The following is a 25,198-nucleotide window of genomic DNA, read 5'->3' as shown; positions in this document are numbered from 1 at the left end:
CCACGGTGCGGCGGCCCCTTCCTCGTAGGGCGCGGGATCAGTTCACGTCGCCCATGTGCTGCGTGACCTTCTTGCGGTACATCCAGATGCCGACACCGGCTATGACCGCGAGGACCGCCTCGAAGGCGACGGCCCCCGTGGTGTTCAGGTCGACCCCGAGCTGCGGGGACGTGAGGAGACCCGTCACGGAGTCGCCCGCGGTGACCGCCAGGAACCAGACACCCATCATCTGGGAGCTGTACTTCGCCGGGGCCATCTTCGTGGTGACCGACAGCCCGACCGGGGAGAGGCAGAGTTCGGCGACGGTCTGGATGAAGTAGATCGCCACCAGCCACATCGGGCTGACCCTGCCGCCGTTGGCGGCGGTGTCGATCAGCGGGATCAGGAAGACGACGAACGAGATGCCGATCAGCACGAGGCTGGAGGCGAACTTGACGGCGGTGCTCGGCTCCTTGCCGCGCTTGTTCAGCCACAGCCAGCCCGAGGCGACCACGGGCGCGATCGCCATGATGAAGACCGGGTTCAGCGACTGGTACCAGGACGTCGGGAAGTCGAACCCGAGCAGGCTGTTCGTCGTCGAGTTCTCACCGAAGATCGACAGGGTCGAGCCGTTCTGGTCGTAGATCATCCAGAAGACGGCGGCGACCACGAAGAACCAGATGTAGCCCGAGAGCTTGGACTGCTCGGTGTGCGTCAGCTCCTTGTCGCGCTTCATGCGGACCAGGACGGCGACCGGGATGACCAGTCCGGCGATGGTGATCGGCAGCAGCGCCCAGTCGGCGAAGTTCCCGGTGATCGCGAGCAGGCTGTAGAACACGGCCGCGATGATCAGCCAGACCAGGCCCTTGCGCAGGACCGAGCGCTTCTCCTGCTCCGTCGCCGGGGTGGAGACGATGTCGCTCTCCTGGCTCAGGTGGCGCGAGCCGAGCATGAACTGGGCGAGGCCCAGGGCCATGCCGATCGCGGCGAGCGCGAAGCCGAAGTGCCAGTTGACGTTCTCGCCGACGGTGCCGATGGTCAGCGGGGCGAGGAAGGCGCCGAGGTTGATGCCGATGTAGAAGAGCGTGAAGCCACCGTCGCGGCGCGGATCCTCCGGGCCCTTGTAGAGGTGGCCGACCATCGTGGAGATGTTCGCCTTCAGCAGGCCGGAGCCGAGCGCGACGAGTACGAGACCCGCGAAGAAGGTCGCCGAGTTGGGCACGGCAAGCGTGATGTGGCCGAGGATGACGACGGCGCCGCCGATGGCGACCGTCTTGCGCGGCCCCCAGAAGCGGTCGGCCATCCAGCCACCGGGCATGGCGAGCAGGTAGACCATCGCCATGTAGACGGAGTAGATCGCCGTCGCCGTGGTGGCGCTCATGTGCATGCCGCCGGGCGCGATCAGGTACAGCGGGAGCAGTGCCTTCATGCCGTAGAAGCTGTAGCGCTCCCACATCTCGGTCATGAAGAGCGTGGCCAGGCCGCGGGGGTGGCCGAAGAAGGTCTTCTCGCCACCCGCGGTGCTCGCCGGGTCCTTCGTCAGGCTGGACGCCATGATCGATCCTTGCTTGCTCGGGACGCGTCGCTCGTGAGCGGTACGCGCCCGGTGGGGGGAGGCCGGCACCGACGCGGGTACGCCCACCGCGTCGGGATCCACACCCGGAGCGCCTTCATCGGCGTCCCGGGCCCGGCCCACAGGTCATTCACTGACATATCCGGACTGGCGGGTACCAGCCCTGCACATGAGAAAGGACCTCGGCGCTCATAGCTGCCCAAAGGTCCTTGAGTAGTGCAACAGGCGTTGAAACACCATACGACACGACAGAGGAGGATATGGAAGTACTTGAGAGATGGATCACAGGCTCAGCTGCAACCACACTCCCACATTCGAAGGTCTGGACATAAACGGATCGCGAACCCGCAGGGCTTCCGGATCACCTCACCCTGCGTCGCCCGCGCGGACTACCATCACTGCATGACCCGTGTACTGCTCGCCGAGGACGACGCATCCATCTCGGAGCCGCTGGCCCGCGCCCTGCGTCGGGAGGGTTACGAGGTCGAGGTCCGCGAAGACGGCCCGACCGCTCTCGACGCCGGCCTCCAGGGCGGCATCGACCTGGTCGTGCTCGACCTGGGCCTGCCCGGGATGGACGGTCTCGAGGTCGCCCGCCGGCTGCGCGCCGAGGGCCACACCGTGCCCGTGCTGGTGCTCACCGCCCGCGCCGACGAGGTGGACACGGTCGTCGGCCTCGACGCCGGCGCCGACGACTACGTCACCAAGCCCTTCCGGCTCGCCGAGCTCCTGGCCCGGGTCCGGGCCCTGCTGCGCCGCGGCGCCACCGAGCCCGCCCCGCAGCCCGCCACCCACGGCGTCAGGATCGACGTCGAGTCGCACCGGGCGTGGATGGGAGACGAGGAACTCCAGCTCACGGCCAAGGAATTCGACCTGCTCAGGGTCCTGGTCAGGGACGCGGGCCGGGTCGTCACACGTGACCAGCTGATGCGCGAGGTCTGGGACACCACGTGGTGGTCGTCGACCAAGACCCTCGACATGCACATCTCCTGGCTCCGCAAGAAGCTCGGCGACGACGCCGCCAACCCCCGCTACATCGCCACCGTCCGGGGCGTCGGCTTCCGCTTCGAGAAGAGCTGACGTACAGATCCAGTCATGCGCCGACGCCTGATCAACTCCACCCTCGCCGTGGTGCTCGTGGTGATCGCCGTCTTCGGCGTCTCCCTCGTCATCGTCGAGACCCGCACCATCAGCAGCAGCGCCCAGGAGAGCGTCGACTCCGAGGCGCTGCGACTGATCAGCGTCATCGAGAGCAGGCTGCTGGGCGCCGAGCGGATCAACCCCGGCGTGCTCGCCGAACAGATCGACGACTCCCGCTACGCCCTGGTCAAGATGCCCGGCCGCGCCCCCATCGAGGTCGGCGACCGCCCCAGCGGCAGCGTGATCAGTGCCACGGAGGAGGGCGAGCACGGCGAGCGGGTCACCGTCGAGGAGTCCCGCTCCTCCGTCACCCGCGAGGTGGGCCGCACCCTGATGATCATCGGCGCGGTGGCGCTGCTGGCCATCGTCTCCGCCGTGCTCCTCGCCGTACGCCAGGCCAACAAGCTCGCCTCACCCCTCACCGACCTCGCCGAGACCGCGGAGCGCCTGGGGTCGGGCGACCCGCGCCCGCGCCACAAGCGGTACGGGGTGCCGGAGCTGGACCGGGTCGCCGACGTCCTGGACGCCTCCGCCGAACGCATCGCCCGGATGCTCACCGCGGAGCGCCGGCTCGCCGCCGACGCCTCCCACCAGCTGCGCACACCGCTCACCGCGCTCTCCATGCGGATCGAGGAGATCTCCGTCACCGACGACCCCGAGACGGTGAAGGAGGAGGCGAACATCGCCCTCACCCAGGTCGAGCGCCTCACGGACGTCGTCCAGCGGCTGCTGACCAACGCCCGGGACCCGCGGACCGGCTCCGCCGTCGTCTTCGACCTCGACGAGATCGTCAAGCAGCAGATCGAGGAATGGCGCCCGGCCTACCGGGGCGAGGGCCGGGCCGTGGTCCGCTCCGGCAAGAAGGGACTGCGGGCCGTCGGCACCCCGGGCGCGGTCGCCCAGGTGCTCGCCGCGCTGATCGAGAACTCACTCATGCACGGCGGCGGCACGGTCGCGCTGCGCACCCGGGTCACGGGGAACCAAGCCGTCATCGAGGTCACGGACGAGGGCCCGGGGGTCCCCGCCGACCTCGGGGCGCGGATCTTCGAGCGGACCATCAGCGGCCGCAACTCCACCGGCATCGGCCTCGCCGTGGCCCGCGACCTCGCGGAAGCCGACGGGGGCCGCCTCGAACTGCTCCAGCAGCAGCCGCCCGTCTTCGCGCTGTTCCTCAGCCAGGTGGCGCTGAACCGGGAAGAGGGAGACGAACCGGAACGCCCGGTGAGGTGACCGGCTAGCGCCGGGCCGGATCCGCCTGGACCCGCACCGCGGGCGCCGGAGCGGGTACGGACACGGCACCCGCCTGCGCGATGTCCTGCGCGCTCACGACGACGTCTTCCTCGGACAGCGCCTCTTTGTCAGGCAGCGCCCGGAAGACCCACGTCCGGTAGGACCAGAAGCGGAACATCGTCGCGATGCCGATGCCGAGGATCTTGAAGACATTGCTCTGGACCGGGCTGTTCCAGCCGAAGCCGTACGTCGCCACGTACAGGACACCGGTCTCGATGACCGCGCCCACCGCGCTGAACAGCAGGAACAGCGTCAGCTCCCGGGTCCGGCCGCTCTTGTCGCGGTCCCGGTACGTCCAGTAGCGGAATCCCACGTAGTTGAAGAGGATCGCGACGAACGTCGCCAGCAGGCCGGCCCGCACCGTCGGGATGTCCGTGTAGCGCCACAGCAGGTTGGATACGGCGATATTGACGACCAGGCCGACCGCGCCGACCACGCCGAACTTGGCGACCTCCCGGGCCAGCAGATCCAGCCGGGTCCGCAGTGCGCCCCGTTCGCTCATGGTGATCGCTCAGCCCGTCTGTCGGTTCGGCTTCAGGTTCCGTCAACCCAGCCATGCTAACCAGGCGGCTCGCCGGATGCCCGTGCGTGCGGGTACGGCTGTGGCGGTGCCGTGACACCCGGAGCCCCCCGGGCAGGGCGTCGTCGGGAGGCCCCGGACGGTGCGGATACCCTGGAGGAGTGACGTTCCCGGTAGTCGGCATGGTCGGTGGCGGTCAGCTCGCCCGTATGACCCACGAGGCGGGCATCCCCCTCGGCATCAAGTTCAAGCTCCTCAGCGACACCGCTCAGGACTCGGCGGCCCAGGTGGTGGGCGAAGTCGTCGTTGGCGACTATCGCGACCTGGACACGCTGCGTGCCTTCGCGCGCGGCTGTGACGTGATCACCTTCGATCACGAACACGTGCCCACCGAGCACCTGCGGGCCCTGGAGGCGGACGGCATCCCCGTGCGCCCCGGCCCCGACGCGCTGGTGCACGCCCAGGACAAGGGGGTGATGCGCGCGAAGCTCACCGAGATCGGCGCGCCCTGCCCCCGCCACCGCATCGTCGAGGACCCGGCCGACGCCGCGGCCTTCGCCGAGGAGGTGGGCGGCTTCCCGGTCATCCTCAAGACCGTGCGCGGCGGCTACGACGGCAAGGGCGTCTGGGTCGTCCGCTCCGAGGCGGACGCGGCCGACCCCTTCCGGGCCGGAGTCCCGGTCCTCGCCGAGGAGAAGGTCGACTTCGTACGGGAGCTCGCGGCCAACATCGTCCGCTCACCCCACGGCCAGGCCGTCGCCTACCCGGTCGTCGAGTCGATCCAGGTCGACGGCGTCTGCGACACGGTGATCGCCCCGGCCCCCGAGCTGAGCGAGCAGCTCGCCGGTCAGGCCCAGCAGCTCGCCCTGCGCATCGCCGCCGAGCTGGGCGTCGTCGGCCACCTCGCCGTCGAACTCTTCGAGACCCGCGACGGGCACATCCTCGTCAACGAACTGGCGATGCGCCCGCACAACTCCGGGCACTGGACCCAGGACGGCGCGATCACCTCGCAGTTCGCCAACCACGTCCGGGCCGTCCTGGACCTCCCGCTCGGCGACCCGCGCCCGCGCGCCACCTGGACGGTCATGTCCAACGTGCTGGGCGGCGACTTCCCGGACATGTACCAGGCCTACCTGCACTGCATGGCCCGCGACCCGCAGCTCAAGATCCACATGTACGGCAAGGACGTGAAGCCCGGCCGCAAGGTCGGACACGTCAACACCTACGGCGACGACCTGGCGGACGTGCGGGAGCGCGCCCGGCACGCGGCCGACTACCTGCGAGGAACGATCACCGAATGACTTCCCCCGCCTCCACCGCGCCGGTCGTCGGCATCGTCATGGGCTCGGACTCCGACTGGCCCGTCATGGAAGCGGCGGCCAAGGCACTCGACGAGTTCGAGATCCCCTACGAGGTCGACGTCGTCTCCGCCCACCGCATGCCGCGCGAAATGATCGCCTACGGCGAGAACGCCGCGGACCGCGGCCTCCAGGCGATCATCGCCGGCGCGGGCGGCGCCGCCCACCTGCCCGGCATGCTCGCCTCGGTCACCCCGCTGCCCGTCATCGGCGTGCCGGTCCCGCTGAAGTACCTGGACGGCATGGACAGCCTCATGTCCATCGTGCAGATGCCGGCCGGCATCCCCGTCGCCACCGTCTCCATCGCGGGCGCGCGCAACGCCGGCCTGCTGGCCGTCCGCATCCTCGCCGCCCACGACGGCGAGCTGCGGACCCGCATGACGGAGTTCCTCTCGGACCTGAACGACCAGGCCACCGAGAAGGGCAAGCGCCTGCGCAGCAAGGTCGGGAACCCCGACTCGTTCGGCTTCGGAAAGTAGGCACCGTGAACGACCGGCTGGACCAGGCCCGGGAACTCCTCGCCGAGTACCCCGTCGTCGACGGTCACAACGACCTGCCGTGGGCGCTGCGCGAACAGGTCGGCTACGACCTGGACGCACGCGACATCGCCACGGACCAGTCGGCCCACCTGCACACCGACATCCCCCGGCTGCGCGCCGGGGGCGTCGGAGCCCAGTTCTGGTCCGTGTACGTACGGTCCGACATGGCGGGCGACGACGCCGTCAGCGCCACGCTGGAACAGATCGACGCGGTCGCCGAACTGCTGGAGCGCCACCCCGCCGACCTGCGCCGCGCGCTGACCGCCGACGACATGGAGGCGGCCCGCTCCGAGGGCCGGATCGCCTCCCTGATGGGGGCCGAGGGCGGCCACTCCATCCACAACTCGCTGGGCACCCTGCGCGCCCTGCACGCCCTCGGCGTCCGTTACATGACGCTGACCCACAACGACAACATCGCCTGGGCGGACTCGGCGACGGACGCCCCGGGCGTCGGCGGCCTCTCCCCGTTCGGCCACGAGGTCGTACGGGAGATGAACCGCACCGGCATGCTGGTGGACCTCTCGCACGTCGCGGCGACGACGATGCGCGACGCGCTCGCCACCTCGACCGCGCCGGTGATGTTCTCGCACTCCTCGGCGCGGGCGATCTGCGACCACCCGCGCAACATCCCCGACGACGTCCTCGCGCAGCTCCCGGCCAACGGCGGCATCGCCATGGCGACCTTCGTACCGAAGTTCGTCCTGCCCGAGGCGGTCGCCTGGACGAAGGCCGCGGACGAGAACATGCGCGCCCAGGGGCTGCACCACCTGGACACCACCGAGCGCGGGATGAAGGTCCACGCCGCGTTCGAGGCGGCGAACCCGCGCCCGATGGCGACCGTGGCCACGATCGCCGACCACCTCGACCACATGCGCGAGGCCGCCGGGATCGACCACATCGGCATCGGCGGCGACTACGACGGCACCGCGTTCCTCCCGCAGGGCCTGGAGGACGTCGCCGGCTACCCGAACCTGATCGCGGAGCTGCTCGGCCGCGGCTGGTCCACCACCGACCTGGCCAAGCTCACCTGGCGGAACGCGGTACGGGTGCTGCGCGCCGCCGAGGACGTGGCCCGGGACCTGCGCACCCGCCGGGGCCCCTCCCACGCCACGATCGAGCAGCTGGACGGCCCGGCCGCCTGAGCGGACCGGGGCGCCCGGCCGCCGTCCGGCTAACCGGCGCAGAGACAGAACGGGTGCCCCGCCGGATCCGCGTAGACCCGGAAGGTCCGCTCCCGGTCCTCCGCGTCGAGCACCGTCGCACCCAGCGCCAGCACCTCGCGCTCCGCCGCGTCCAGATCCTCCACGGTCAGATCCAGGTGGAACTGCTGCGAGCCGTCCGGACGCGGCCACCGCGGCGGTACGAAGCCCGGTGCGGCCTGGAAGGCGAGCGGCGTGCCGTCGCCCCCCGCCAGGTTCACCCAGCCCTCCTGCTCCTCGACCTTTCCGCCGAGGACCGCGGCGTAGAAACCGGCCAGGGCGAGCGGATCCGGGCAGTCCAGGACGACGGAACCCAGTGCGGCTACAGCCATGTTGCTTCCTCCTCGGGCAGGGGCGGACATGCGGTTACCGTTAAAGCTCCCTAACCGGTAACCGTTACTGCATGCTGCCGCACCGGAGGTAACGTCGCAACCATGAATGAGAGGGAATCCGCGCCCGGCGGGCTCGCGTTGGTCGAAGCCCTGGTCAACACCCTGAACGTCGAGACCGGTGCGGACTTCCTCGACACGGCGGACGGACGCGCCGTTTTCGCCCTCGCCGAGCCGGACGTCCCGGCGGCCCGCGTCCTGCGCGAGGCCCTGCGCACCGCCTGCCTCGCCCACGCGGGCCACCGCCCGGCCGAGGGGGAGGCGGCGTCCGTGCTCGACCGGCTGCTCGCCGAGGCGCCCCTGCGCGTCACCGTGGACGGCGCGGGCGCCGCTTCCCTGTGCCCGGTGGAACAGCCGCCCGGGCTGACGGCCCGGATCGCGGCGGCCGTCGCCGCCGCGTCGGCCGAAGGCACCTGGGCCCGGCTCAAGGCGTGCGAGGCTGCGGACTGCCGCTGGGCGTACTACGACCGCAGCCCGGCGGGGCGCCGCCGCTGGTGCTCGATGTCGGTGTGCGGCGCCCGCGCGAAGATGCGCACCTACCGCGCGAAGCGCGGCTGAGGAGCGGCGGGCCTCAGGCCTTCGGCCGTCCCATCGCCCGGTACGTCCACCCGGCCTCGCGCCACACCACCGGGTCCAGGGCGTTGCGCCCGTCCAGGACGATGCGGCGGCCGGCGACCTCGCCCAGCGCCGCCGGGTCCAGCTCGCGGAACTCGCGCCACTCCGTCAGGTGCAGCACCACGTCCGCGCCGCGCACGGCGTCCAGGGCGGTCTCGGCGTAGCCGAGCGTGGGGAACAGACGCCGGGCGTTGTCCATGCCCTTCGGGTCGAAGACCGTGACCTGGCCGCCCTGGAGGTGGATCTGCCCGGCGACGTTCAGCGCCGGCGAGTCGCGTACGTCGTCCGAGTCCGGCTTGAACGTCGCGCCCAGCACGGCGACCCGCTTGCCGAGGAACGAGTCGCCGCCCACGGCCTCCCGGGCCAGCTCCACCATGTGGCCGCGACGGCGCATGTTGATGGAGTCGACCTCGCGGAGGAAGGTCAGCGCCTGGTCGGCGCCCAGCTCACCGGCGCGTGCCATGAAGGCGCGGATGTCCTTGGGGAGGCAGCCGCCGCCGAAGCCGATGCCCGCCCGCAGGAACTTCTTCCCGATGCGCTCGTCGTGGCCGATCGCCTCGGCCAGCTTCACCACGTCGCCGTCGGCGGCCTCGCAGACCTCCGCCATGGCGTTGATGAACGAGATCTTGGTGGCGAGGAAGGAGTTGGCGGAGGTCTTCACCAGCTCGGCGGTCGGGAAGTCCGTCACCACGAACGGGGACCCCTCCGCGACCGGCCCGGCGTACACCTCGCGCAGCAGCTTCTCGGCGCGCTCGCTCTCGACGCCGACGACGATCCGGTCGGGGTGCAGCGTGTCGGCGACGGCGAAGCCCTCGCGCAGGAACTCCGGGTTCCAGGCCAGCTCGGCCGCCTCGCCGACGGGTGCGAGCTCCACGAGCCGGGCCGCGAGCCGGGCCGCCGAGCCGACCGGCACGGTGGACTTGCCCACGACCAGGGCGGGCCGGGTCAGCAGCGGGGCCAGCGAGTCGAAGGCGCTGTCGACGTAGCTCATGTCACAGGCGTACTCGCCGTGCTTCTGCGGTGTGTTCGTGCAGATGAAGTGCACGTCGCCGAATTCCGCCACCTCTTCCCACGAGGTGGTGAAGCGCAGCCGGCCGGTGGACCCCTCGATGCCCGCGACGTGCTTCTTCAGGATCTCCTCGAGCCCCGGCTCGTACATCGGGACCCGGCCGGCGGACAGCATCTCGATCTTCTCGGGCACGATGTCGAGCCCCAGGACCTCGAAGCCCAGTTCCGCCATGGCCGCGGCGTGGGTGGCGCCGAGATAGCCGGTGCCGATCACAGTGATCCTGAGGGCCATGTAGTGCTCCTGTGAGGTGCGGACAGACGTGCGGTGAACGAGCATAGTCCTGCGCTTGAAACGTCCCATTCCGGCTGTCGTGAAGCTCACGGCCCCCACACGTATGCCTGCGCCGGGGAAGACGCCTAAAATTGGGTTACTTAACGGTAGTTAGCATCTTGGGGAGTGAGCGTCTTGGCGGGTTCGACCGATTTCGACCTGTACCGTCCGGCCGAGGAGCACGAGATGCTCCGTGAGACGGTGCGCGCGCTCGCCGAGGCGAAGATCGCCCCGTTCGCGGCGGCGGTCGACGAGGAGGCCCGCTTCCCGCAGGAGGCGCTGGACGCCCTCACCGCCGCCGACCTGCACGCGGTCCACGTACCGGAGGGGTACGGCGGCGCCGGCGCCGACGCGCTCGCCACGGTCATCGTGATCGAGGAGGTGGCCCGCGCCTGCGTCTCCTCCTCCCTCATCCCCGCCGTGAACAAGCTCGGCTCGCTCCCGGTGATCCTCTCCGGATCCGAGGACCTGAAGAAGAAGTACCTGGGCCCGCTCGCCAAGGGCGACGCGATGTTCTCGTACGCCCTCTCCGAGCCGGACGCGGGCTCGGACGCGGCCGGCATGAAGACGCGGGCCGTGCGCGACGGCGACTTCTGGGTGCTCAACGGCGTGAAGCGCTGGATCACCAACGCGGGCGTCTCCGAGTACTACACGGTCATGGCCGTCACGGACCCGACCAAGCGCTCCAAGGGCATCTCGGCCTTCGTCGTCGAGAAGTCGGACGAGGGCGTCTCCTTCGGCGCCCCGGAGAAGAAGCTCGGCATCAAGGGGTCCCCGACCCGCGAGGTCTACTTCGACAACGTCCGCATCCCCGCCGACCGCATGATCGGCGAGGAGGGCACGGGCTTCGCCACCGCGATGAAGACCCTGGACCACACCCGCATCACGATCGCGGCCCAGGCGCTCGGCGTCGCCCAGGGCGCGCTGGACTACGCCAAGGGCTACGTCCAGGAGCGCAAGCAGTTCGGCAAGCCGATCGGCGACTTCCAGGGCGTCCAGTTCATGCTCGCCGACATGGCCATGAAGCTGGAGGCGGCCCGCCAGCTCACCTACTCGGCCGCCGCCAAGTCCGAGCGCCTCGACGGCGACCTCACGTTCTTCGGCGCCGCGGCGAAGTGCTTCGCCTCCGACGTGGCCATGGAGATCACCACGGACGCGGTCCAGCTCCTCGGCGGCTACGGCTACACCCGCGACTACCCCGTCGAGCGCATGATGCGGGACGCGAAGATCACCCAGATCTACGAGGGCACGAACCAGGTCCAGCGGATCGTCATGGCCCGCAACCTGCCGTAACGGCCGGCAGCACCCGCGCCCCGCGCCCGGACCGCCCCGGGCGCGGGGCGCTGTGCTGCGGCCCGCGCCCCGCGGCCCCTGCTCAGCCCTCCTGCCGGCGCACGATCTCGCTGATCCACACGGGCGCGAAGGGCGACGTGCAGCCCGGCGCCGTCGGGTAGTCCTTCAGGACCTCCAGGCGCTCACCGATGGCGATCGCGCGGGCGCGGTGCGCGGGATGGGTGATCCCGATCTGGGCCAGGCAGTGGTTCATCGCCCACTGCAGGCGATCCGGAGCGTCCTTCATCTCCGCCTCGATGACGTCGAGCAGGCCCGCGAGGTCGAGGCCCTCGGGTTTCTTCGCCACCCGCTCGGTGGTCAGCGCCCAGCCGGCGCTCGCCACCACCGGGTCCGGATCGGCGGACCAGGCCAGGCGCAGGTCTTCGGCGTGCGGGCTCTTCTTCACCACGTAGCTCACGAGCCAGTCGTGCACCTTGGGCGCGCGTGCCTGGCGCAGCATGGCGTCCAGCTCGTCCCGCCCGAACGCCTTCGGGCGGCAGATCAGGATCGCCAGCAGCCTCGCCGCGGTGTCGTTCGTCTCCCAGAGCCGGTACGCGAGTTCCTGCTGCGTCTTCAGCCGCTTCGCGAGGGCGCGCAGCTTGCCGAGGTTCACCCCGTGATCGTCACCGTGCCTCTCGTTCACCGCGCGTGCCTTGGGGTCCTCCAGCGCCGCCAGCTCGGCCATCACCTCGGCCACGGTCGTCCCTGTCACCGGCTCCTCCTGTCCGTCACGTACGTGTGAGCTCCCGTCCCGTCGGCATGGTTCCGGCGGTCCGCCACTGGGCGCCCGCCTGGAATGTAGGCTCCCTCGTCGCGAACCCGAACTAAGGACGAGTCATGGGGAAAGACACCGCCGCACGCCACACGAAGAGGTATTACCTCGCTTTCTGCACGGTGGCCGAAGTAGCCCTGGCCGCCGCCTTGTTCGCCTGGGTCACCTCTCCCGGTGCGCGGCGTCCGGAAGACTTCGGGACCGAGATGCCCGGCGTGTCGTGGGGGCTTCTGCTGGTGACAGCGATCGTGATCACGGCGACAGCGGGAGGACTCACCGTGCTCGCCTCCGCCGTCCCCCCGGCCCTGCGCTGGACGGTCGGACTCGCCGGAGCGGCGTCCGCGGGCGCGCTGGCCCCCGTCGCGCTGCAGCTCATGGTGCGGCCGTCGTCGGCCGCCCTCCTGGTGGCGGTGGGCATGGCCGGCATGGGCGTCTCCATGACGGGAATGGTGCGCGCACGCTTCCTCCGGGAGCCTGCTAACCCAGCCGGCCACTCCGCCTGACGGACTACTCCTGCGCGAGGCCTTCGCCGGCGAAGACTTCGTCGGCGGAGGCGGCGGTGGCGGCGCGGTGGAGCCAGTGGTGCAGGAGCTGGGGGTCCTTGCACGTGCGGATCTGCTCGCGGGTTGCGCCGGTGACGGCGATTCCGCGTGCGTCCAGGAGGAGAAGCAGGCCCTCGGCGCGTCCCTCGGCGCGTCCCTCGGCTCGGCCTTCGTCGCGGATTTCTTCGGACATGAAGGACTTGTAGAAAGAGGTGTCCACGGCCACCAGGTTCCTCCACTGTTGTGCGGCCGGGCGGTTGCCCAGTCCCTGTGCGGTGAGTTCCACGATCGGGTCGGTAATGGTTTCCGAACGTCCCGTCGGGAATCCAGCCCAGTTGCCCTATGTCACCCGCGCGAGTGACGCAGGTCAGGACGGGGCCGGGTCGGGTTGGGCGGGGTTATTTCCCTCAGTTCTTCAGGATCCTTTGAATGGCCCGCTGGCCCTGCGTGTCGAGCACATCGGCTCCACCGCCGTCCCCGGCATCGGGCCAAGCCGGTCTTCGGATCTCCAGGGGAGCGTCGAGGACCTCGGCGTGGCGACCCTGGCCTTCGAACTTCCGCTGACGCGGCTGGGATGTGACGAGAAACTCATGGGCAGTCAGTTTGCGTTCGCCCATGGGGTGTTGTGGCGGGCCTACAGTCCTGCGTGATCACGTCGGTCGGCGTGGCATGAAAGGACGGGCGAGTTGTTCACGTACATACCGGGGCACAGACCCCGGTCGAGCCACAGAAGCGCGCACGTGCCCGAGGGTGCCCGGACACGGCACGCGTGGCGCACCCGCACACGTCCCCGCGCAGCGAACCGATAGGCGGCCCGATGTCAGCGAGCGACGACCGACGGCCGGCGGCGACGGTACGGGATCTCCCGGGACCGCTCGCGAAGCTGCTGTGGCGGCAGCACACCGTCTACCGCGAACGCGGCGGCACCGTGGTGATCCGCGGTGAGGACGCCGGCAGATGGATCAGCCTCACGGCCCACGGGGCCGGGCGGGTGCGCGTCCGGGCCGGCCGGATCCTGGACGGCGGCACCACCGCCCCGGCCCGCGCCGAGACCACCGTTCCCCTCGACGGCGACATCACCCGTCTCGCCGCGTGCTGTCGCGGCCTGCTGGCCGAAACGGCCGACGTCAGGGCGGGGCGGCCGGCAGCGCCCCGGTCGTCGGCGGCCCGGCCGGGGCGTCGTCCTCGGAGGGGCAGACGCCTGCGGGTCGCGACAGCGCTGGTATGCGTCGCCCTCGTCGGTGGGGCCCTCGTCGCCGCGGGGCTGGTCTGAACGGTCCCGGCAACCGCATGCACGGTCTGCAGGGACGGCCCCCGGGTACCGCAGCCCCGCGGCCCGCAGCCCCGTACCGGCGCCCCGGGGCGCTCCGCGCCGGAGCGGTCCCGCCGGATCCGGCCCGGTGGCGTACCTTCCCTGTCCATGACGGACATCGACGAGCTGACCGGGCTGTTCGAGGCGCTGGGGGCGGAGGACGCCTCGGGCTGGGCCGAGTCGGAGGCCGAGGAGAACATCCCTCAGCTGGCCCGGTACAGGTTCCTGCGCATGGCGTGGCAGGACATCGACGCGTGGAGTGCGGCGGCGCCCGACTGGGTCGAGGCCTATCGGAAGGACGGCCGGGCGGGCGGGGCCGTGGAGCGGGCGCTGCGGCTCGGGCTGACGCCCGGCGAACTGGGGGAGATAGCCCGCGAGGTCGCGAAGGAGACCGCGTTCGGTCTCCTCTACGGGCTGGCCGATCCGGCGGACGGCGATCTTCCTCCCGCGACCGAGGAGCGGTTGCCCGGCTGGTGCCTGGCCGAACTGTCGCCGGAGGGCATGCCGACGGGCCGCATCCTGGACGCGCTCTACGAGGACCTGGACGAGACGGAGCCGCAGGGCCCGGCCGGAGGTGTGACGTGACCGCGTTCGACGTGAGCGAGCGGCGGATCTGGGACGGGCGGGCCGAGAGCTACGCCCGCACTTTCGCCCGCCTCTGCGCCCATACGGTCCCCGCCCTGCTGGACGCCGCAGCCGTCGTCGCCGGCACGCGGCTGCTGGACGTGGGCTGCGGCAGCGGCAGTGTGACCGTGGCCGCCGTCGGGCGCGGTGCGGTCGTACGGGCCGTCGACGCCGAACCCGGCATGGTCGGGGCCACCCGGCGGGCGGCGCCCGGCGTCGAGGTGCGGACCGGCTCCCTGCCCCAGCTCCCTTACCCCGACGGCGAGTTCGATGCCGTCGTGGCCAACTTCGTGCTCAACCACGTCGGCCGCCCGCTGGACGCCCTGGTCGAACTGCGCCGGATCACCCGCCCCGGCGGCCGGGTCGCCGTGACCGTCTGGCAGGTGCCGAACGCCCCCGGCCAGGCACTGATCGGCCGTGCGGCGCGGGCCGCCGGCCTGACCCGGCCCGACTGGCTGGCCAGGGTCGACGAGGAACACGACTTCCCGCGCACCCCCCAAGGGCTGCGGGCACTGCTGACGGCCGCCGGACTCGGTGACGTACGGAGTGGATCAGTGGCCTGGGACCACCGGGTCGACCCGGACGACTGGTGGGCCGGGCCCGCGTCCGGTGTCGCCGCGATCGGGCAGCTGGTCAACAGCCGGGGGCCGGAAGGGGTGGCTGCGGCGAAGCGGGAGTACGACGTGCTGTGCGAGGAGTTCGCCGTGGAGGACGGGCTGTTGGCGCTGCCGCACGTAGCGGTGCTGGCGCAGGGCAGCGCGTAGGGGGCGGGGCGGGTGTGGGCCCCAGGGCCGCGTTGACTCCGCCGGCCGCTCGGGCGGCGCGAGATTCCCGCCACGACGCGCACCGGCCCAGGCGCCTGCTCGAGCGATCCGCACTCCGCCCCGGCACCGGCCCCTCAGGGCCCGCGCCGGGGCGGAGTGTGGTGCGGCCGGCCGGTGTGCCGGTGCTCGCAGGCCTCAGTTGGCGGAAACCGTGACCTTCTCGTCGTTGTTGAGCTGCTCGACCAGCTGCTTGACCTTCGTCTTGTCCCAGAGGAGGTTGCCGCCCGTTGAGCCGGATATCGGCATGTTCATCGACGTTCCGTCACCGCCCGTGACGCCCTTCATGGCGAAGAACATCTGGCCCAGCTCCCAGAGCGACATGTCCTTGTCCACGACGAGGGTGTCGAGGCCGGCGCCCATCGTCGGGTACAGCTTGAACGGGTTGAGGATCGTCGACGGCGTCGCCGTCTGGCTCGCCAGCGCCGCGAGGAACTTCTGCTGGTTCTTCGTACGGTCCAGGTCGGAGGTGAAGGCGTGCCGGGTCCGGACGAACGCGAGGGCCTGCTGGCCGTCGAGCGTCTGCTTGCCGGCCTGGAAGTCGGCGCCGGAGTACTTGTCCTTGAACGCCTTGGGGATGTCCAGCTCCACGCCGCCGATCGCGTCCACGATCTTGGCGAAGCCGCCGAAGCCGATCTCGACGTAGTGGTCGATGTGCAGGCCCGTGTTGAACTCGACGGTACGGACGAGGAGCTCGGGCCCGTCCTCCGCGTACGCCGCGTTCAGCTTCGTCGTGCGGCCCTTGCCCTCGAACCTCTTGCCCGATTCGGAGCCGACGAACGAGGGGATCTCGACGTTCGAGTCACGGGGCAGGGAGACCAGCGTCGGGCCGTTGGAGCCGTCGTGCAGGATCATCATCGAGTCGGTCCGCTTGCCCTCGGCGGAGCCCGTGTGGAGCCTCTTCTTGTCCTCGGACGTCATGCCCTCGCGGCTGTCGGAGCCGACGATCAGGTAGTTCGTGCCGTCGCCGGCCTTCGGGCGCTCGATGACCTTGGAGAGGTCGACCTCGCGCTTCAGCTTCGAGTCGGCCCAGAAGTACGTGCCGATGGAGACGGCGAGCACCGCGACCACCAGGACCAGTGCGCCGATCTTGATCCGGCGGCGCCAGTCCGGCGCTGCCGCCGGGCGCCCCTGGACGTATCCGGCGTCGCCGCGTCCGCCGCCGTGACCGCCGCCACGCCCGCCGCCCCCGCCGCCGTAGACCTGGCCGGTGTTGTAGCCGCTGTCGTACTCAGGGGTGCCCTCGTAACCGCCGGGCTGCTGCGGCACCGGCCGCTGCCTCGGCGGCGCGGGGCGCTGCTGGGGCGGGGCGGGACGGCGCTGGACGTGCGGCATCGAGCGGGCGCTCTCGGGCCGGTCGCTCGCGCTGCCCTGCCCGTAGCGGTTGCCGCCGCGGTCGTTGTCGGTCCAGCCCTCGGGCCAATCGTTCATACGATCCAGTGTGCAGGTCCGGGCCACCGCTCTTACAGGGGGTGAGGGAAATCGGGCCAGGGCTGTTGCGAAGCTGATGCATTGCGACGCGCTCCGAGCCCCCGCACGAGGTCCCCGACCCCCCGCATAAGGTGGAGGGCATGACAGATCAGGCCCCGCGCCCGGAGAGCGACATTCCGGGCAAGCCCACCGCAGCCTCCCGGACGACCCTCAGCCACATCATGACCGGCAGCGACACCAATCTGCTGGGTACGGTGCACGGCGGCGTGATCATGAAGCTGGTCGACGACGCGGCGGGCGCGGTGGCCGGCCGGCACTCCGGCGGCCCCGCGGTGACGGCCTCGATGGACGAGATGGTCTTCCTGGAGCCGGTCCGCGTCGGTGACCTGGTTCACGTCCGCGCCCAGGTGAACTGGACCGGCCGCTCCTCGATGGAGGTCGGCGTCCGGGTCATGGCCGAGCGGTGGAACGAGTCGACCCCGGCCCAGCAGGTCGGCAGCGCGTACCTGGTGTTCGCGGCGGTCGACGCGGACGGCAGGCCGCGCCGGGTGCCGCCCGTGATCCCGGAGACGGAGCGCGACAACCGGCGCTACCAGGAGGCGCAGATCCGGCGCACCCACCGGCTGGCCCGGCGTCGCGCGATCAAGGAACTGCGCGACAAGCGCGCGGCCGACGGCATCGAGGACTGAGGGGCCGCGGCCCCCGTTCCCTCACGGGCAGACCACCTCGTCGCCCTTCACCGCGCCGAAGCTGCCCGGATCCGGCTCCTCGGCCTCGACCCGCGCCACCGCGCGGTAGTCCGCGCCCGCGGTCACCTTCATCGTGGCGCCCAGCCCCTCGACGGGGTGCAGCTCGGCCCCCGGCAGCGCCGCCCCCAGGGACTTCGCGGACCGGTCCCAGCGCGGGTCGTACGTGACCAGGGTGCGTGCGAGGTCCCGCTGCGGCGCGCTGAGCGGGGCGCGGGTGGTGGCGAAGCCGGTGGCCCGCAGTGCGGCGTCGACCGTGGAGCCGAGGCCGTCCTTGGAGGTCCCGTTGTAGACCTGGACCCGGATCTGCTGCGGCGGGACGTCGACCTTCTTCGCCGGCGCCTGCTCGGCCCGCGCCACCGTGAGCGGCTTGTCCTCGCGCAGCGCCCGGAACAGCTGCTTCGACTTCTTCGGGTCCCACTTGACCGTCGAGCCGATCCCCTTGACCTGGTGCGCGACGTCGCCCACCGGCACCGACGTGAATTCGGACGAGGCGGCGGAGAAGCCCCGCATGGCCTGGCCGAGGTCCAGCATCTGCTCCGTACCGAAGCCCTTGTCGGCCCGTACCGACTTCACCATCGTCGAGGCGACCTCGCGGAACTTCACCGGGTTCAGCAGCACCCCGCTGCTCGTCGCCTGCTTGATCAGCGAGGCCATGAACTTCTGCTGGCGCTGCATCCGGCCCAGGTCGGCGGCCCCGTCGATGTGCCGGGAGCGTACGTACTGGAGCGCCTGGCCGCCGTTCAGCTCATGGCTGCCGGCCGGGAGATCAAGACCGGTGTAGGTGTCCTTCATCGGCCGGGCGGTGCAGATCTTCACCCCGCCGAGGGTGTCGACCGTCGTCATGAAGCTGGTGAAGTCGATCTCCAGGTAGTGGTCGACCTTGACGCCCGTCATGTGCTCGACGGTCCGCACGGTCAGATTCGGCCCGCCCTCGGCGTAGGCGGCGTTCAGCTTCACCGGGTGGGGCGCGCGTTCCTCGCCCGTCGTCGGGTCCCGGTGTTCGGGGACCTCGGCGTAGCTGTCGCGCGGCAGACTGACGACGCTCGCGCGCTCCTTGTCCGCGGACAGGTGCACCAGCATGACCGTGTCGGTGCAGTGGCAGGGCGCGCCGCCCAGCCGGTACTTCTTCTTCTCGGCCTCGGTGATTTTGTCGCGGCCGTCGGTGCCGACGAGCAGCAGATTCATGCCGTGGCCGCCCGCGGGCCGGTTCTTCATGTCCTTGAACGGGTCGATCCGGTCGATGCCGGATTCCAGACCGGTCACCACGGCGTGGCCGATCCCACCCGCGCCGAGGACCAGCACGGAGAGCGTGGTCGCCACCCGCATGCCCCAGCGCGGTCTCTCGTCCTGCTTCCTGGGCCGTCTGGGCTGCGGGGGAGCGGCGCGGGGCCTCGGCGGACGGGGGGAGCGGTGCGGCGTGGGCACGGGGGGACACCTCCGCGGTGCAAGGGGGACCGTTCGCACGGTAGGCCCATATGATCTGCATCCCGGGGAGCAGGCCTGCGGCGCGCGCCGCTGTCCCCCATTCGCGGTAACGTGGCGGCCGAATAACGCCGCCTGGTGGGGTGCGAGACCCCCGGCGCCCCCGAGGACCCCCCGAGGACCACATGTCTGCCGCGCAGCACCCCGCCGTCTCCGTGATCATGCCGGTGCTCAATGAGGAACGCCATCTGAGGAATTCCGTCCGGCACATCCTGGAGCAGGAGTACGCCGGTGAGATGGAGGTGGTGATCGCGCTCGGCCCGTCCACGGACCGTACGGACGAGATCGCCGCCGAACTGGTAGCGGAGGACCCCCGGGTCCACACCGTGCCGAACCCCACCGGCCGCACCCCCGCCGCGCTCAACGCCGCGATCAAGGCCTCCCGCCATCCCGTGGTCGTGCGCGTCGACGGCCACGGCATGCTCTCGCCGGACTACATCGCGACCGCCGTCCGGCTCCTGGAGGAGACGGGCGCGCAGAACGTCGGCGGCATCATGCACGCCGAGGGCGAGAACGCCTGGGAGGACGCCGTCGCCGCGGCCATGACGTCCAAGATCGGCGTCGGCAACGCCGCCTTCCACACGGGCGGCCAGGCGGGCCCTGCCGAGACCGTGTACCTGGGCGTCTTCCGTCGGGAGGCCCTGGAGAGGGCGGACGGCTACAACGTCGAGTTCATCCGCGCCCAGGACTGGGAGCTGAACTTCCGCATCCGCGAGGCCGGCGGCCTGATCTGGTTCTCGCCCGAACTGCGCGTGCAGTACCGCCCGCGCCCCTCTGTCCGGGCGCTCGCCAAGCAGTACAAGGACTACGGCCGCTGGCGGCACGTCGTCGCCCGCTACCACTCCGGCTCGATCAACCTGCGCTACCTGGCCCCGCCGACCGCCGTCGTCGCGATCGCGGCCGGTCTCGTGGTGGGCGCCGCCGTCACCCCGTGGGCGCTGGTCGTCCCGGCCGGTTACGTCGCGGCCATCGTCGCCGGGTCCCTCCCGGCGGGCAAGGGCCTGTCGCTGAAGGCGCGGGCGCAGATCCCGGTGGCGCTGGCGACCATGCACATGTCGTGGGGCTACGGCTTCCTGACCAGTCCGCGCTCGCTGGCGAGGCGCGTCATCGCCAGCCGCCGCCCGGCGGTGCAGACCGGTTCGCAGCACGTCTGACCGCTCACCGGGAACGTCTGAGGCCGCCCGGGCGCTGTGCCCAGGGCGGCCTCGGACGTGTGGAGCCGGCGACGGTGGATGCGGCCGTCGTACGGTCGGCCCGCTTGTGGCCCAACCGTACGAGGACTGGCGAATGGTGACGGTGGATCAGCCGCAGTGGCGCTTGCGGTGGGCGTAGGCCTGAGCGATGTTGCGGCCGGACGTGTTCCCCATGTCGGCCTCCTCCCGGATGCAGGAGCCGGCCCCCTCCGCCGTCACGGGACCCGCGTACTCGAGAAGGAGCCGCTGTCCTCGTCGGATCCGTAACCCGACCGGAGCGTGAGATCTGCGAACGGTGACGGCCGGGCCCAAAGGCCCGGCCGTCACCCGCGGTGGGAGGGGTCGGCCCTCAGCCGCAGTGGACGCTTTCGTACGCCGTGGTGGCGTGCCCGGCCTCGCCGCCCGTGTAGCTGAGCTCGCCGTAGATGTCGATGCACGCGCCGGGGGCGCTGGCGTACACGGGTCCGGCGTAGGTCTTGTAGTTCTGGCCCACCCCGTCCAGCGTGTAACTGGCGGCGCCGTGCCGCCTGATGCCCGCCTGGATGTGGTTGGCGTTCGAGACGCCGCTGTCGTTCGCCCGGACCGTCAGACAGTTGTAGCCGTTCGAGCTGTTGTAGTACACGTCGATGTACCCCCCGGTCGGGTACGGGTACCAACCGTCCTTGACGGGCCACGACTTGAGGAAGGTGTAGGAGCTGCCGCAGTGATTGACGCGGGACTCGGCGGACGCCCCACCGGCCGAGAGGCCGACGATGCATCCGGCGAGCATGGTGGCCGCGCAGGCCATGGCGGCAGTGCGGGCGCGAAGAGTGATCCCCATGTGTGGTCCCATCGTGGTCGCGAGTTCGGCTGGGTGGCATGGCGGGGTGTCGGTGCTCCGCCGAGGGGGACTCGGCACGTCACGGGCGCGGGTACTCCCGCACGCGCCGTTCCGGGCGGCGATCGAAACCTGCCGCGCCGGGCTCCGGCCGCACGGTCGCACCGTTCGGCGACCATGACGTCACTGTCGTGGCCACGCCAAGATCAGAATATCCGACGGTGATCGGTCAGGCCGGGGATTTAGTGGGGAGGGCCTGAACTGGCCGTAACTAGCGGCCCTCAAGGGGCGGTTGGCAGGGGGGCAGCCGTGCGGCGGATCGGGCGCGCCGCCCGTAGCCGTCCGTTGCGGTGAGCCCCCAGCACCCGCTGCGAGGCAGCGAGGCCCTGAGCCCGGCAGGGCGGCGACGGCGTGGGCGTTCCGGTCCGTCCCCCTGCCCCGTCGTCCAGGACCGGAACGCCCAACGGCGCAGGCCATGGCTCGTCGGGACCGGACCGCCCAACGGGGCAGGCCCGGTCCGTCGGGACCGGAACGCCCTACGGCGCAGGCCATGGCTCGTCGGGACTGGAACGCCCAACGGGGCAGGCCCGGTCCGTCGGGACCGGACCGCCCCACCGCGTCAGCTCTTGTCGCCGTCCCACCGGTAGACGGAGTAGACGTCCATGCACTTGCCCTCGTCGGCGGCGTTCAGGTCATCGGCGCCGGCCGGGAGGTCACCCGCCTCCGCCGTCTTCGGGGCCTTGTACACGGTCCCGTCACGCCAGTCCGCACCGACGACGAGGGTCAGCCCGCCGGCCTCCGCGTCGGCCTTGACGGCCGTCGTCGGCAGACCCAGCGCCTTGGCCACGGACTGCGCGTCGGACTTGCCCTGATCGCCGTCCTCCTGCGGGTACTGCACGACCGTGGTCTTGGCCGGCTCCCCGGTCCGGGCGGCTTCGGCCAGGTCGAAACCCTTGCCGTTCAGGATCTGGGCGACCTCGGTGGCCCGGCCGTCCTTCGCCGCCTGACCGACACCCGTGCCGTTGGCCACCGAGACGGCCAGCGTCTTGGGAGCCGCCGCGGGCGGACCGGCCGGTGTCGCGGAGGGCGAGGCCTTCACCTTCGCCTTGCCGTTCTTGTCGAAGGCGACGTCCTCGCGGAGCATCTGCCACATCTGGTCGGCGGACTTCTCCACCAGCACGAGCCGGTCCTTGTCCTGCGACCACTCGGCCGTCGGGATCGTCGTCATCGTGATGCGGTTGATCGGCACGTTCTTGAGCTGCATCGCCAGGTCGTAGAGCTTCTTCACCGTGCCGATCTCGTCGGAGACCTGGAGGGCCTTGGTGGCCGTCTCGGCGAGGTCCGTCAGCCGGCCCGCGTCCGACCACGCGTTCTGCTTCTTGAGCGTGCGGAGCATCGAGTTCATGTACATGTGCTGGGCCTTGGCACGGTTCTGGTCATTGCCGAACGCGTGCCGGGTGCGCAGCCACTTCAGCGCGTCCTCGCCCATGACCGTGTTGGTCCCCTGGTGCAGCTTGAGGCCGGAGCCCCCGCGGACCATCGGGGTCGACCGGTCCCAGACGCCGGTCTTCACGCACACGTCGACACCGCCGATCACGTCCGCCATCGCCACCACACCGGAGAAGTCGATCATCACCCAGTGGTTGATGTAGACGCCGGTGAGCTTCTCCCAGGTGGTCAGCGTGCAACCCGGACCACCGCGCTGGAGCGACTCGTTGATCGGCTTGTTGTCGGTGGCGGCGTACGTCTGACCGGTCTCGGAGTCCTTGCACTCGGGGATCTCGACGATCGTGTCGCGCGGAATGCTGACCAGCGAGGAGCTCTTCCGGTCCGCCGAGATGTGCAGGAGCATCTGGACGTCGGCCCGCGGTTTGTCACCGATGCTGTCCCGGCTGCCGCCCAGCTTCACGTTCTCCGCGGTGTTGCGGCTGTCGGAGCCGAGCAGCAGGATGTTGATCGGGGTCTCCCCCGCAGCGTTGGGCGCGGCCTTCTTCACGCCGCTCTCACCGCCGCTGCGACCACTGCTGCGGATGTTGCTGTTGAGGTGCTGGTAATAGAGGTATCCGGCGGTGGCCGTCCCCAGTATCAGCAGCGACAGCGTGATCGCGATCCAACGGAACACGCGACGCTTGCGGGACTTCTTGCCCCGCTTGGTCGTTCTGCCGCGCCGGTGGTTCGTGCGGCTGTTGCCGCCGGTGTCAGCCGGACCGCCGTCCCCCTTGCCGGCGCCGGCCTCCTGCGCGCCGCCGTCCCCGTGACCGCCCTCCTCGTACAGGCCGTCGTCCCAGCCGAGTTGACCCGCGTGCCGGACGCGTGGTCGCGTCCCCTCCCCGGGCGTGCTGCTCCGTCCCACCAGGACCCCCCTGCTGTTCAGACTCGCGATATCGCGCGGTGACCCGGTGTCACTTGGCGCACTCTGCCTTGTCGGCACTGGCCTTCGGAATGTCGATCTTCGTCGGCCCTGTGATGGGGGTGCCCGCGCCCTTGAAGTCCGCCCCCAGTGTCAGCACCATCGCCTGCAGGCCCACGGCATCCGTGGTGCCCGGCTTCATCGCCGACGCCGGCAGCCCCATCATGGCGGCGAGCGCCCGGGCCTGGTCCGCCTGGTTCGGGGCGTACGTGAGCGTCGTCTTGGCGATCTTCGCCGGGGCGTTGGCCTTGTTCGTCGACTTCAGGACGCCCTTGTCGTTCTGCAGCCAGGTGACGGTCTGCTGGGCCCCGCCGGGGACCTCGCCACCGTTGTAGACATCGACGCGCACGTCGGCCGCTGCGGCCTTCGTCCCCTTGAGGAGCGCGTCCTGCTTGGTCTTGGCTGCCTCTTTCTGCGCGGCCACCTCGGTCAGCGAGGTGTCCTCCTGCATCATCGAGAGCAACTGCGGCGCCTTCACCGGGTCCAGGACCACCGTGACCGGTGTCGGCTCGTTCGGGTTGTCGATCACCGGCAACGTGACGAACGTGATGTTCTTCGTGTCGATCTTGGTGAGTTCCTTGGCGAGCGAGGTCAGCTTCGGCACCGAGCCGATGGCGGAGTCGACCGTCAGCGCCCTGGTCGCCGAGTCCGCCAGCTTGAACAGCTTCGTCGGGCTCGTCAGCGTGTCGTCCGACTTCATCTGCCGGATCATCGAGCCGATGAACTGCTGCTGGATCTTGATCCGGTCCAGGTCGCTCTTGTTGCCGAAGCTGTGCCGGGTCCGTACGAACGCCAGCGCCTGCTCGCCCTGGATCTTCCGCTCGCCCTGCGGCAGGTCGAGGTGGGAATCGGGGTCCTTGACCGGGTGCGCGAGGCAGATCTTGACGCCGCCGACCGCCGTGGACAGCTCCTTCACCGCGTTGAAGTCGACCATCATGAAGTGGTCGACGGTCAGGCCGGTGATCTGCTTGACGGTGTCCATCGTGCAGCCCGGGTCACGGCCCTCCTGGCCGAGGCTCGTGTTGAAGCGGACGTATTCGGTGCCCGGGATGCTCTTCTCCGAGCCGTCCTCCTGCTTGGCCTTGCAGTCCGGGATGTCGGTCATGAGGTCGCGGGGGATGCTCAGCGCCGTGGCGTTGGTGCGGTCCTTGGACACGTGGAACAGGATGTTGGTGTCCGCGTGGCCGGCACTGCCCTTGTCGCCGTAGCCCTCGTTGCCCTCGCCGGTCCGCTTGTCCGTACCGATGACCAATATGTTGAGGGGCGCGTTGGCCGTGACGACGTCCTTGTTACCGCGGTCGCCGATGTCCACGGTGCTCAGGTTGCCGTTGAAGTGCCGGTACAGCATGTACCCGCCGGCCGAGACGCCGACGAGCAGGAAGGCCATCACGCCGCCCGTCCAGAGCAGCGCCTTCTTGCGGCGGCCCTTGGGGGCCTTGCGCTTGCGGCGGCCCGCGCCGTTCTCGGCGGCAGCGGAAGCCTCCTGGCTGCCGCCCGCCCTGCGCCCGCCCTGACGCGGCACCTCGGCACGCCTCGGCGAACCGTCGCCCGACGTGCCACGACGCCCGCCCGCGCCCTCACGTGAGGCGCCCGCACGCCGGGAGCCGCCGCGGGGAGCCGAGACCCCCGGCGCCCTGTCCGAATCCCCTGCGGAGTGATTCAGTCGCAGTTCGTAGTCGCCGGTATCCGGGTTGAGAACCCATTGGTCTGCGGGATCGATTTCTTCCGCCCGCCCACGGCCTTGTGCATCCACGGTTGTTTGAGTCCTCCGT

The 25,198-nt window shown here is 70.6% G+C and carries 25 protein-coding genes; 14 read left to right on the top strand and 11 right to left on the bottom strand.

Features of this window, described 5'->3' with window-relative positions; translation table 11 throughout:
* Positions 1 to 37 precede the first annotated feature (37 nt).
* The gene (locus ABZ454_RS35255; protein WP_359543587.1) at positions 38 to 1,534 is read right to left on the bottom strand and encodes an oligopeptide:H+ symporter; all 1,497 of its coding nucleotides are present in this window, start codon (positions 1,532 to 1,534) and stop codon (positions 38 to 40) included.
* 420 nt (positions 1,535 to 1,954) lie between these two features.
* Between ABZ454_RS35255 and ABZ454_RS35250 the strand changes: the two genes are divergently transcribed.
* Complete coding sequence (locus ABZ454_RS35250; RefSeq protein ID WP_018524728.1) at positions 1,955 to 2,632, top strand: response regulator transcription factor; 678 nt, start codon at positions 1,955 to 1,957, stop codon at positions 2,630 to 2,632.
* 15 nt (positions 2,633 to 2,647) lie between these two features.
* Entirely contained in the window at positions 2,648 to 3,922 is a 1,275-nt protein-coding gene (locus tag ABZ454_RS35245) for an ATP-binding protein (RefSeq protein WP_356320013.1), read from the top strand.
* A 4-nt stretch (positions 3,923 to 3,926) separates the two neighbouring features.
* On the opposite strand, the gene ABZ454_RS35240 is transcribed toward ABZ454_RS35245, so the two are convergent.
* The gene (locus ABZ454_RS35240) at positions 3,927 to 4,484 is read right to left on the bottom strand and encodes a GtrA family protein (protein WP_356320015.1); all 558 of its coding nucleotides are present in this window, start codon (positions 4,482 to 4,484) and stop codon (positions 3,927 to 3,929) included.
* Positions 4,485 to 4,663: 179 nt separating this feature from the next.
* Between ABZ454_RS35240 and ABZ454_RS35235 the strand changes: the two genes are divergently transcribed.
* Genes ABZ454_RS35235 through ABZ454_RS35225 form a run of 3 tightly spaced genes read left to right on the top strand, consistent with a single transcriptional unit; the run spans position 4,664 to position 7,541 of the window.
* The gene (locus tag ABZ454_RS35235) at positions 4,664 to 5,803 is read left to right on the top strand and encodes a 5-(carboxyamino)imidazole ribonucleotide synthase (RefSeq protein WP_356320016.1); all 1,140 of its coding nucleotides are present in this window, start codon (positions 4,664 to 4,666) and stop codon (positions 5,801 to 5,803) included.
* Positions 5,800 to 6,339 carry a 5-(carboxyamino)imidazole ribonucleotide mutase gene (purE, locus tag ABZ454_RS35230; RefSeq protein ID WP_356320018.1) on the top strand — a complete coding sequence of 180 codons (540 nt, stop codon included), beginning with the start codon at positions 5,800 to 5,802 and terminating at the stop codon, positions 6,337 to 6,339. Before ABZ454_RS35235 ends, purE begins: the two co-directional genes overlap by 4 nt.
* A 5-nt stretch (positions 6,340 to 6,344) precedes the next feature.
* The gene (locus ABZ454_RS35225; RefSeq protein WP_359543586.1) at positions 6,345 to 7,541 is read left to right on the top strand and encodes a dipeptidase; all 1,197 of its coding nucleotides are present in this window, start codon (positions 6,345 to 6,347) and stop codon (positions 7,539 to 7,541) included.
* Between the two features lie 29 nt (positions 7,542 to 7,570).
* On the opposite strand, the gene ABZ454_RS35220 is transcribed toward ABZ454_RS35225, so the two are convergent.
* Complete coding sequence (locus ABZ454_RS35220) at positions 7,571 to 7,930, bottom strand: VOC family protein (protein ID WP_359543585.1); 360 nt, start codon at positions 7,928 to 7,930, stop codon at positions 7,571 to 7,573.
* 102 nt (positions 7,931 to 8,032) lie between these two features.
* On the opposite strand from ABZ454_RS35220, the gene ABZ454_RS35215 reads away from it, so the two are divergent.
* On the top strand, positions 8,033 to 8,545 hold the full coding sequence (locus tag ABZ454_RS35215) for a CGNR zinc finger domain-containing protein (protein ID WP_359543584.1): 513 nt from the start codon (positions 8,033 to 8,035) through the stop codon (positions 8,543 to 8,545).
* Between the two features lie 13 nt (positions 8,546 to 8,558).
* On the opposite strand, the gene ABZ454_RS35210 is transcribed toward ABZ454_RS35215, so the two are convergent.
* Positions 8,559 to 9,902: a UDP-glucose/GDP-mannose dehydrogenase family protein gene (locus ABZ454_RS35210; RefSeq protein ID WP_359543583.1), complete on the bottom strand. Its 1,344-nt coding sequence runs from the start codon at positions 9,900 to 9,902 to the stop codon at positions 8,559 to 8,561.
* Between the two features lie 174 nt (positions 9,903 to 10,076).
* Here ABZ454_RS35210 and ABZ454_RS35205 point away from each other — a divergent pair, with 174 nt between their 5' ends.
* Entirely contained in the window at positions 10,077 to 11,234 is a 1,158-nt protein-coding gene (locus ABZ454_RS35205; RefSeq protein ID WP_359543595.1) for an acyl-CoA dehydrogenase family protein, read from the top strand.
* 82 nt (positions 11,235 to 11,316) lie between these two features.
* On the opposite strand, the gene ABZ454_RS35200 is transcribed toward ABZ454_RS35205, so the two are convergent.
* Positions 11,317 to 11,958 (bottom strand): DNA alkylation repair protein, encoded by a 642-nt coding sequence (locus ABZ454_RS35200; protein ID WP_359543594.1) that lies wholly within the window; start codon positions 11,956 to 11,958, stop codon positions 11,317 to 11,319.
* 152 nt (positions 11,959 to 12,110) lie between these two features.
* Between ABZ454_RS35200 and ABZ454_RS35195 the strand changes: the two genes are divergently transcribed.
* Positions 12,111 to 12,548, top strand: a complete 438-nt coding sequence (locus ABZ454_RS35195; RefSeq protein WP_359543582.1) for a hypothetical protein — start codon at positions 12,111 to 12,113, stop codon at positions 12,546 to 12,548.
* Between the two features lie 4 nt (positions 12,549 to 12,552).
* On the opposite strand, the gene ABZ454_RS35190 is transcribed toward ABZ454_RS35195, so the two are convergent.
* Positions 12,553 to 12,873, bottom strand: coding sequence for a hypothetical protein (locus tag ABZ454_RS35190; RefSeq protein WP_359543581.1), 321 nt, complete (start codon positions 12,871 to 12,873; stop codon positions 12,553 to 12,555).
* Positions 12,874 to 12,886: 13 nt separating this feature from the next.
* Here ABZ454_RS35190 and ABZ454_RS35185 point away from each other — a divergent pair, with 13 nt between their 5' ends.
* The 4 genes from ABZ454_RS35185 (at position 12,887) to ABZ454_RS35170 (ending at position 15,287) form a co-directional block, all read left to right on the top strand.
* The gene (locus ABZ454_RS35185) at positions 12,887 to 13,237 is read left to right on the top strand and encodes a hypothetical protein (protein ID WP_359543580.1); all 351 of its coding nucleotides are present in this window, start codon (positions 12,887 to 12,889) and stop codon (positions 13,235 to 13,237) included.
* Between the two features lie 167 nt (positions 13,238 to 13,404).
* Positions 13,405 to 13,860 (top strand): hypothetical protein, encoded by a 456-nt coding sequence (locus ABZ454_RS35180; RefSeq protein ID WP_359543579.1) that lies wholly within the window; start codon positions 13,405 to 13,407, stop codon positions 13,858 to 13,860.
* Positions 13,861 to 14,007: 147 nt separating this feature from the next.
* Positions 14,008 to 14,484, top strand: a complete 477-nt coding sequence (locus tag ABZ454_RS35175; protein WP_356320032.1) for a hypothetical protein — start codon at positions 14,008 to 14,010, stop codon at positions 14,482 to 14,484.
* Entirely contained in the window at positions 14,481 to 15,287 is an 807-nt protein-coding gene (locus tag ABZ454_RS35170) for a methyltransferase domain-containing protein (protein ID WP_359543578.1), read from the top strand. The genes ABZ454_RS35175 and ABZ454_RS35170 overlap by 4 nt, the downstream gene beginning before the upstream one ends.
* Before the next feature lie 195 nt (positions 15,288 to 15,482).
* Here the strand turns inward: ABZ454_RS35170 and ABZ454_RS35165 are convergent, their stop codons facing one another.
* A complete protein-coding gene (locus ABZ454_RS35165; protein ID WP_359543577.1) occupies positions 15,483 to 16,775 on the bottom strand; it encodes an LCP family protein in 1,293 nt (430 codons plus the stop codon).
* 140 nt (positions 16,776 to 16,915) lie between these two features.
* On the opposite strand from ABZ454_RS35165, the gene ABZ454_RS35160 reads away from it, so the two are divergent.
* Positions 16,916 to 17,464 carry an acyl-CoA thioesterase gene (locus ABZ454_RS35160; RefSeq protein ID WP_356320037.1) on the top strand — a complete coding sequence of 183 codons (549 nt, stop codon included), beginning with the start codon at positions 16,916 to 16,918 and terminating at the stop codon, positions 17,462 to 17,464.
* 21 nt (positions 17,465 to 17,485) lie between these two features.
* Here the strand turns inward: ABZ454_RS35160 and ABZ454_RS35155 are convergent, their stop codons facing one another.
* Positions 17,486 to 18,850, bottom strand: a complete 1,365-nt coding sequence (locus ABZ454_RS35155) for an LCP family protein (protein WP_359543576.1) — start codon at positions 18,848 to 18,850, stop codon at positions 17,486 to 17,488.
* A 281-nt stretch (positions 18,851 to 19,131) separates the two neighbouring features.
* Here ABZ454_RS35155 and ABZ454_RS35150 point away from each other — a divergent pair, with 281 nt between their 5' ends.
* On the top strand, positions 19,132 to 20,160 hold the full coding sequence (locus ABZ454_RS35150) for a glycosyltransferase family 2 protein (RefSeq protein WP_359543575.1): 1,029 nt from the start codon (positions 19,132 to 19,134) through the stop codon (positions 20,158 to 20,160).
* Between the two features lie 388 nt (positions 20,161 to 20,548).
* Here ABZ454_RS35150 and ABZ454_RS35145 read toward each other — a convergent pair whose 3' ends face one another.
* From ABZ454_RS35145 to ABZ454_RS35135, 3 genes are all read right to left on the bottom strand, one after another.
* The gene (locus tag ABZ454_RS35145) at positions 20,549 to 21,019 is read right to left on the bottom strand and encodes a hypothetical protein (protein ID WP_356320042.1); all 471 of its coding nucleotides are present in this window, start codon (positions 21,017 to 21,019) and stop codon (positions 20,549 to 20,551) included.
* Positions 21,020 to 21,635: 616 nt separating this feature from the next.
* Positions 21,636 to 23,138, bottom strand: a complete 1,503-nt coding sequence (locus ABZ454_RS35140) for an LCP family protein (protein ID WP_359543593.1) — start codon at positions 23,136 to 23,138, stop codon at positions 21,636 to 21,638.
* Between the two features lie 280 nt (positions 23,139 to 23,418).
* Positions 23,419 to 25,179: an LCP family protein gene (locus ABZ454_RS35135; protein WP_359543574.1), complete on the bottom strand. Its 1,761-nt coding sequence runs from the start codon at positions 25,177 to 25,179 to the stop codon at positions 23,419 to 23,421.
* Between the last annotated feature and the right edge of the window lie 19 nt (positions 25,180 to 25,198).

The sequence above is a fragment of the Streptomyces sp. NPDC005803 genome, from assembly GCF_040630435.1.
Lineage (GTDB): Bacteria > Actinomycetota > Actinomycetes > Streptomycetales > Streptomycetaceae > Streptomyces.
Note: the sequence above shows the minus strand (reverse complement) of the source record. Positions and strands in the feature narration are given on the sequence as shown.

What these genes read in the sequence shown, in the direction of transcription:
- ABZ454_RS35160 (WP_356320037.1), top strand. Translation starts at nt 16,916, where the DNA reads ATGACAGATCAGGCCCCGCGCCCGGAGAGCGACATTCCGGGCAAGCCC.
- ABZ454_RS35215 (WP_359543584.1), top strand. Translation starts at nt 8,033, where the DNA reads ATGAATGAGAGGGAATCCGCGCCCGGCGGGCTCGCGTTGGTCGAAGCC.
- ABZ454_RS35245 (WP_356320013.1), top strand. Translation starts at nt 2,648, where the DNA reads ATGCGCCGACGCCTGATCAACTCCACCCTCGCCGTGGTGCTCGTGGTG.
- ABZ454_RS35165 (WP_359543577.1), bottom strand. Translation starts at nt 16,775, where the DNA reads ATGAACGATTGGCCCGAGGGCTGGACCGACAACGACCGCGGCGGCAAC.
- ABZ454_RS35155 (WP_359543576.1), bottom strand. Translation starts at nt 18,850, where the DNA reads ATGCGGGTGGCGACCACGCTCTCCGTGCTGGTCCTCGGCGCGGGTGGG.
- ABZ454_RS35150 (WP_359543575.1), top strand. Translation starts at nt 19,132, where the DNA reads ATGTCTGCCGCGCAGCACCCCGCCGTCTCCGTGATCATGCCGGTGCTC.
- ABZ454_RS35175 (WP_356320032.1), top strand. Translation starts at nt 14,008, where the DNA reads ATGACGGACATCGACGAGCTGACCGGGCTGTTCGAGGCGCTGGGGGCG.
- ABZ454_RS35185 (WP_359543580.1), top strand. Translation starts at nt 12,887, where the DNA reads ATGGTTTCCGAACGTCCCGTCGGGAATCCAGCCCAGTTGCCCTATGTC.
- ABZ454_RS35180 (WP_359543579.1), top strand. Translation starts at nt 13,405, where the DNA reads ATGTCAGCGAGCGACGACCGACGGCCGGCGGCGACGGTACGGGATCTC.
- ABZ454_RS35255 (WP_359543587.1), bottom strand. Translation starts at nt 1,534, where the DNA reads ATGGCGTCCAGCCTGACGAAGGACCCGGCGAGCACCGCGGGTGGCGAG.
- ABZ454_RS35240 (WP_356320015.1), bottom strand. Translation starts at nt 4,484, where the DNA reads ATGAGCGAACGGGGCGCACTGCGGACCCGGCTGGATCTGCTGGCCCGG.
- purE (WP_356320018.1), top strand. Translation starts at nt 5,800, where the DNA reads ATGACTTCCCCCGCCTCCACCGCGCCGGTCGTCGGCATCGTCATGGGC.
- ABZ454_RS35250 (WP_018524728.1), top strand. Translation starts at nt 1,955, where the DNA reads ATGACCCGTGTACTGCTCGCCGAGGACGACGCATCCATCTCGGAGCCG.
- ABZ454_RS35200 (WP_359543594.1), bottom strand. Translation starts at nt 11,958, where the DNA reads ATGGCCGAGCTGGCGGCGCTGGAGGACCCCAAGGCACGCGCGGTGAAC.
- ABZ454_RS35195 (WP_359543582.1), top strand. Translation starts at nt 12,111, where the DNA reads ATGGGGAAAGACACCGCCGCACGCCACACGAAGAGGTATTACCTCGCT.
- ABZ454_RS35210 (WP_359543583.1), bottom strand. Translation starts at nt 9,902, where the DNA reads ATGGCCCTCAGGATCACTGTGATCGGCACCGGCTATCTCGGCGCCACC.
- ABZ454_RS35220 (WP_359543585.1), bottom strand. Translation starts at nt 7,930, where the DNA reads ATGGCTGTAGCCGCACTGGGTTCCGTCGTCCTGGACTGCCCGGATCCG.
- ABZ454_RS35145 (WP_356320042.1), bottom strand. Translation starts at nt 21,019, where the DNA reads ATGGGGATCACTCTTCGCGCCCGCACTGCCGCCATGGCCTGCGCGGCC.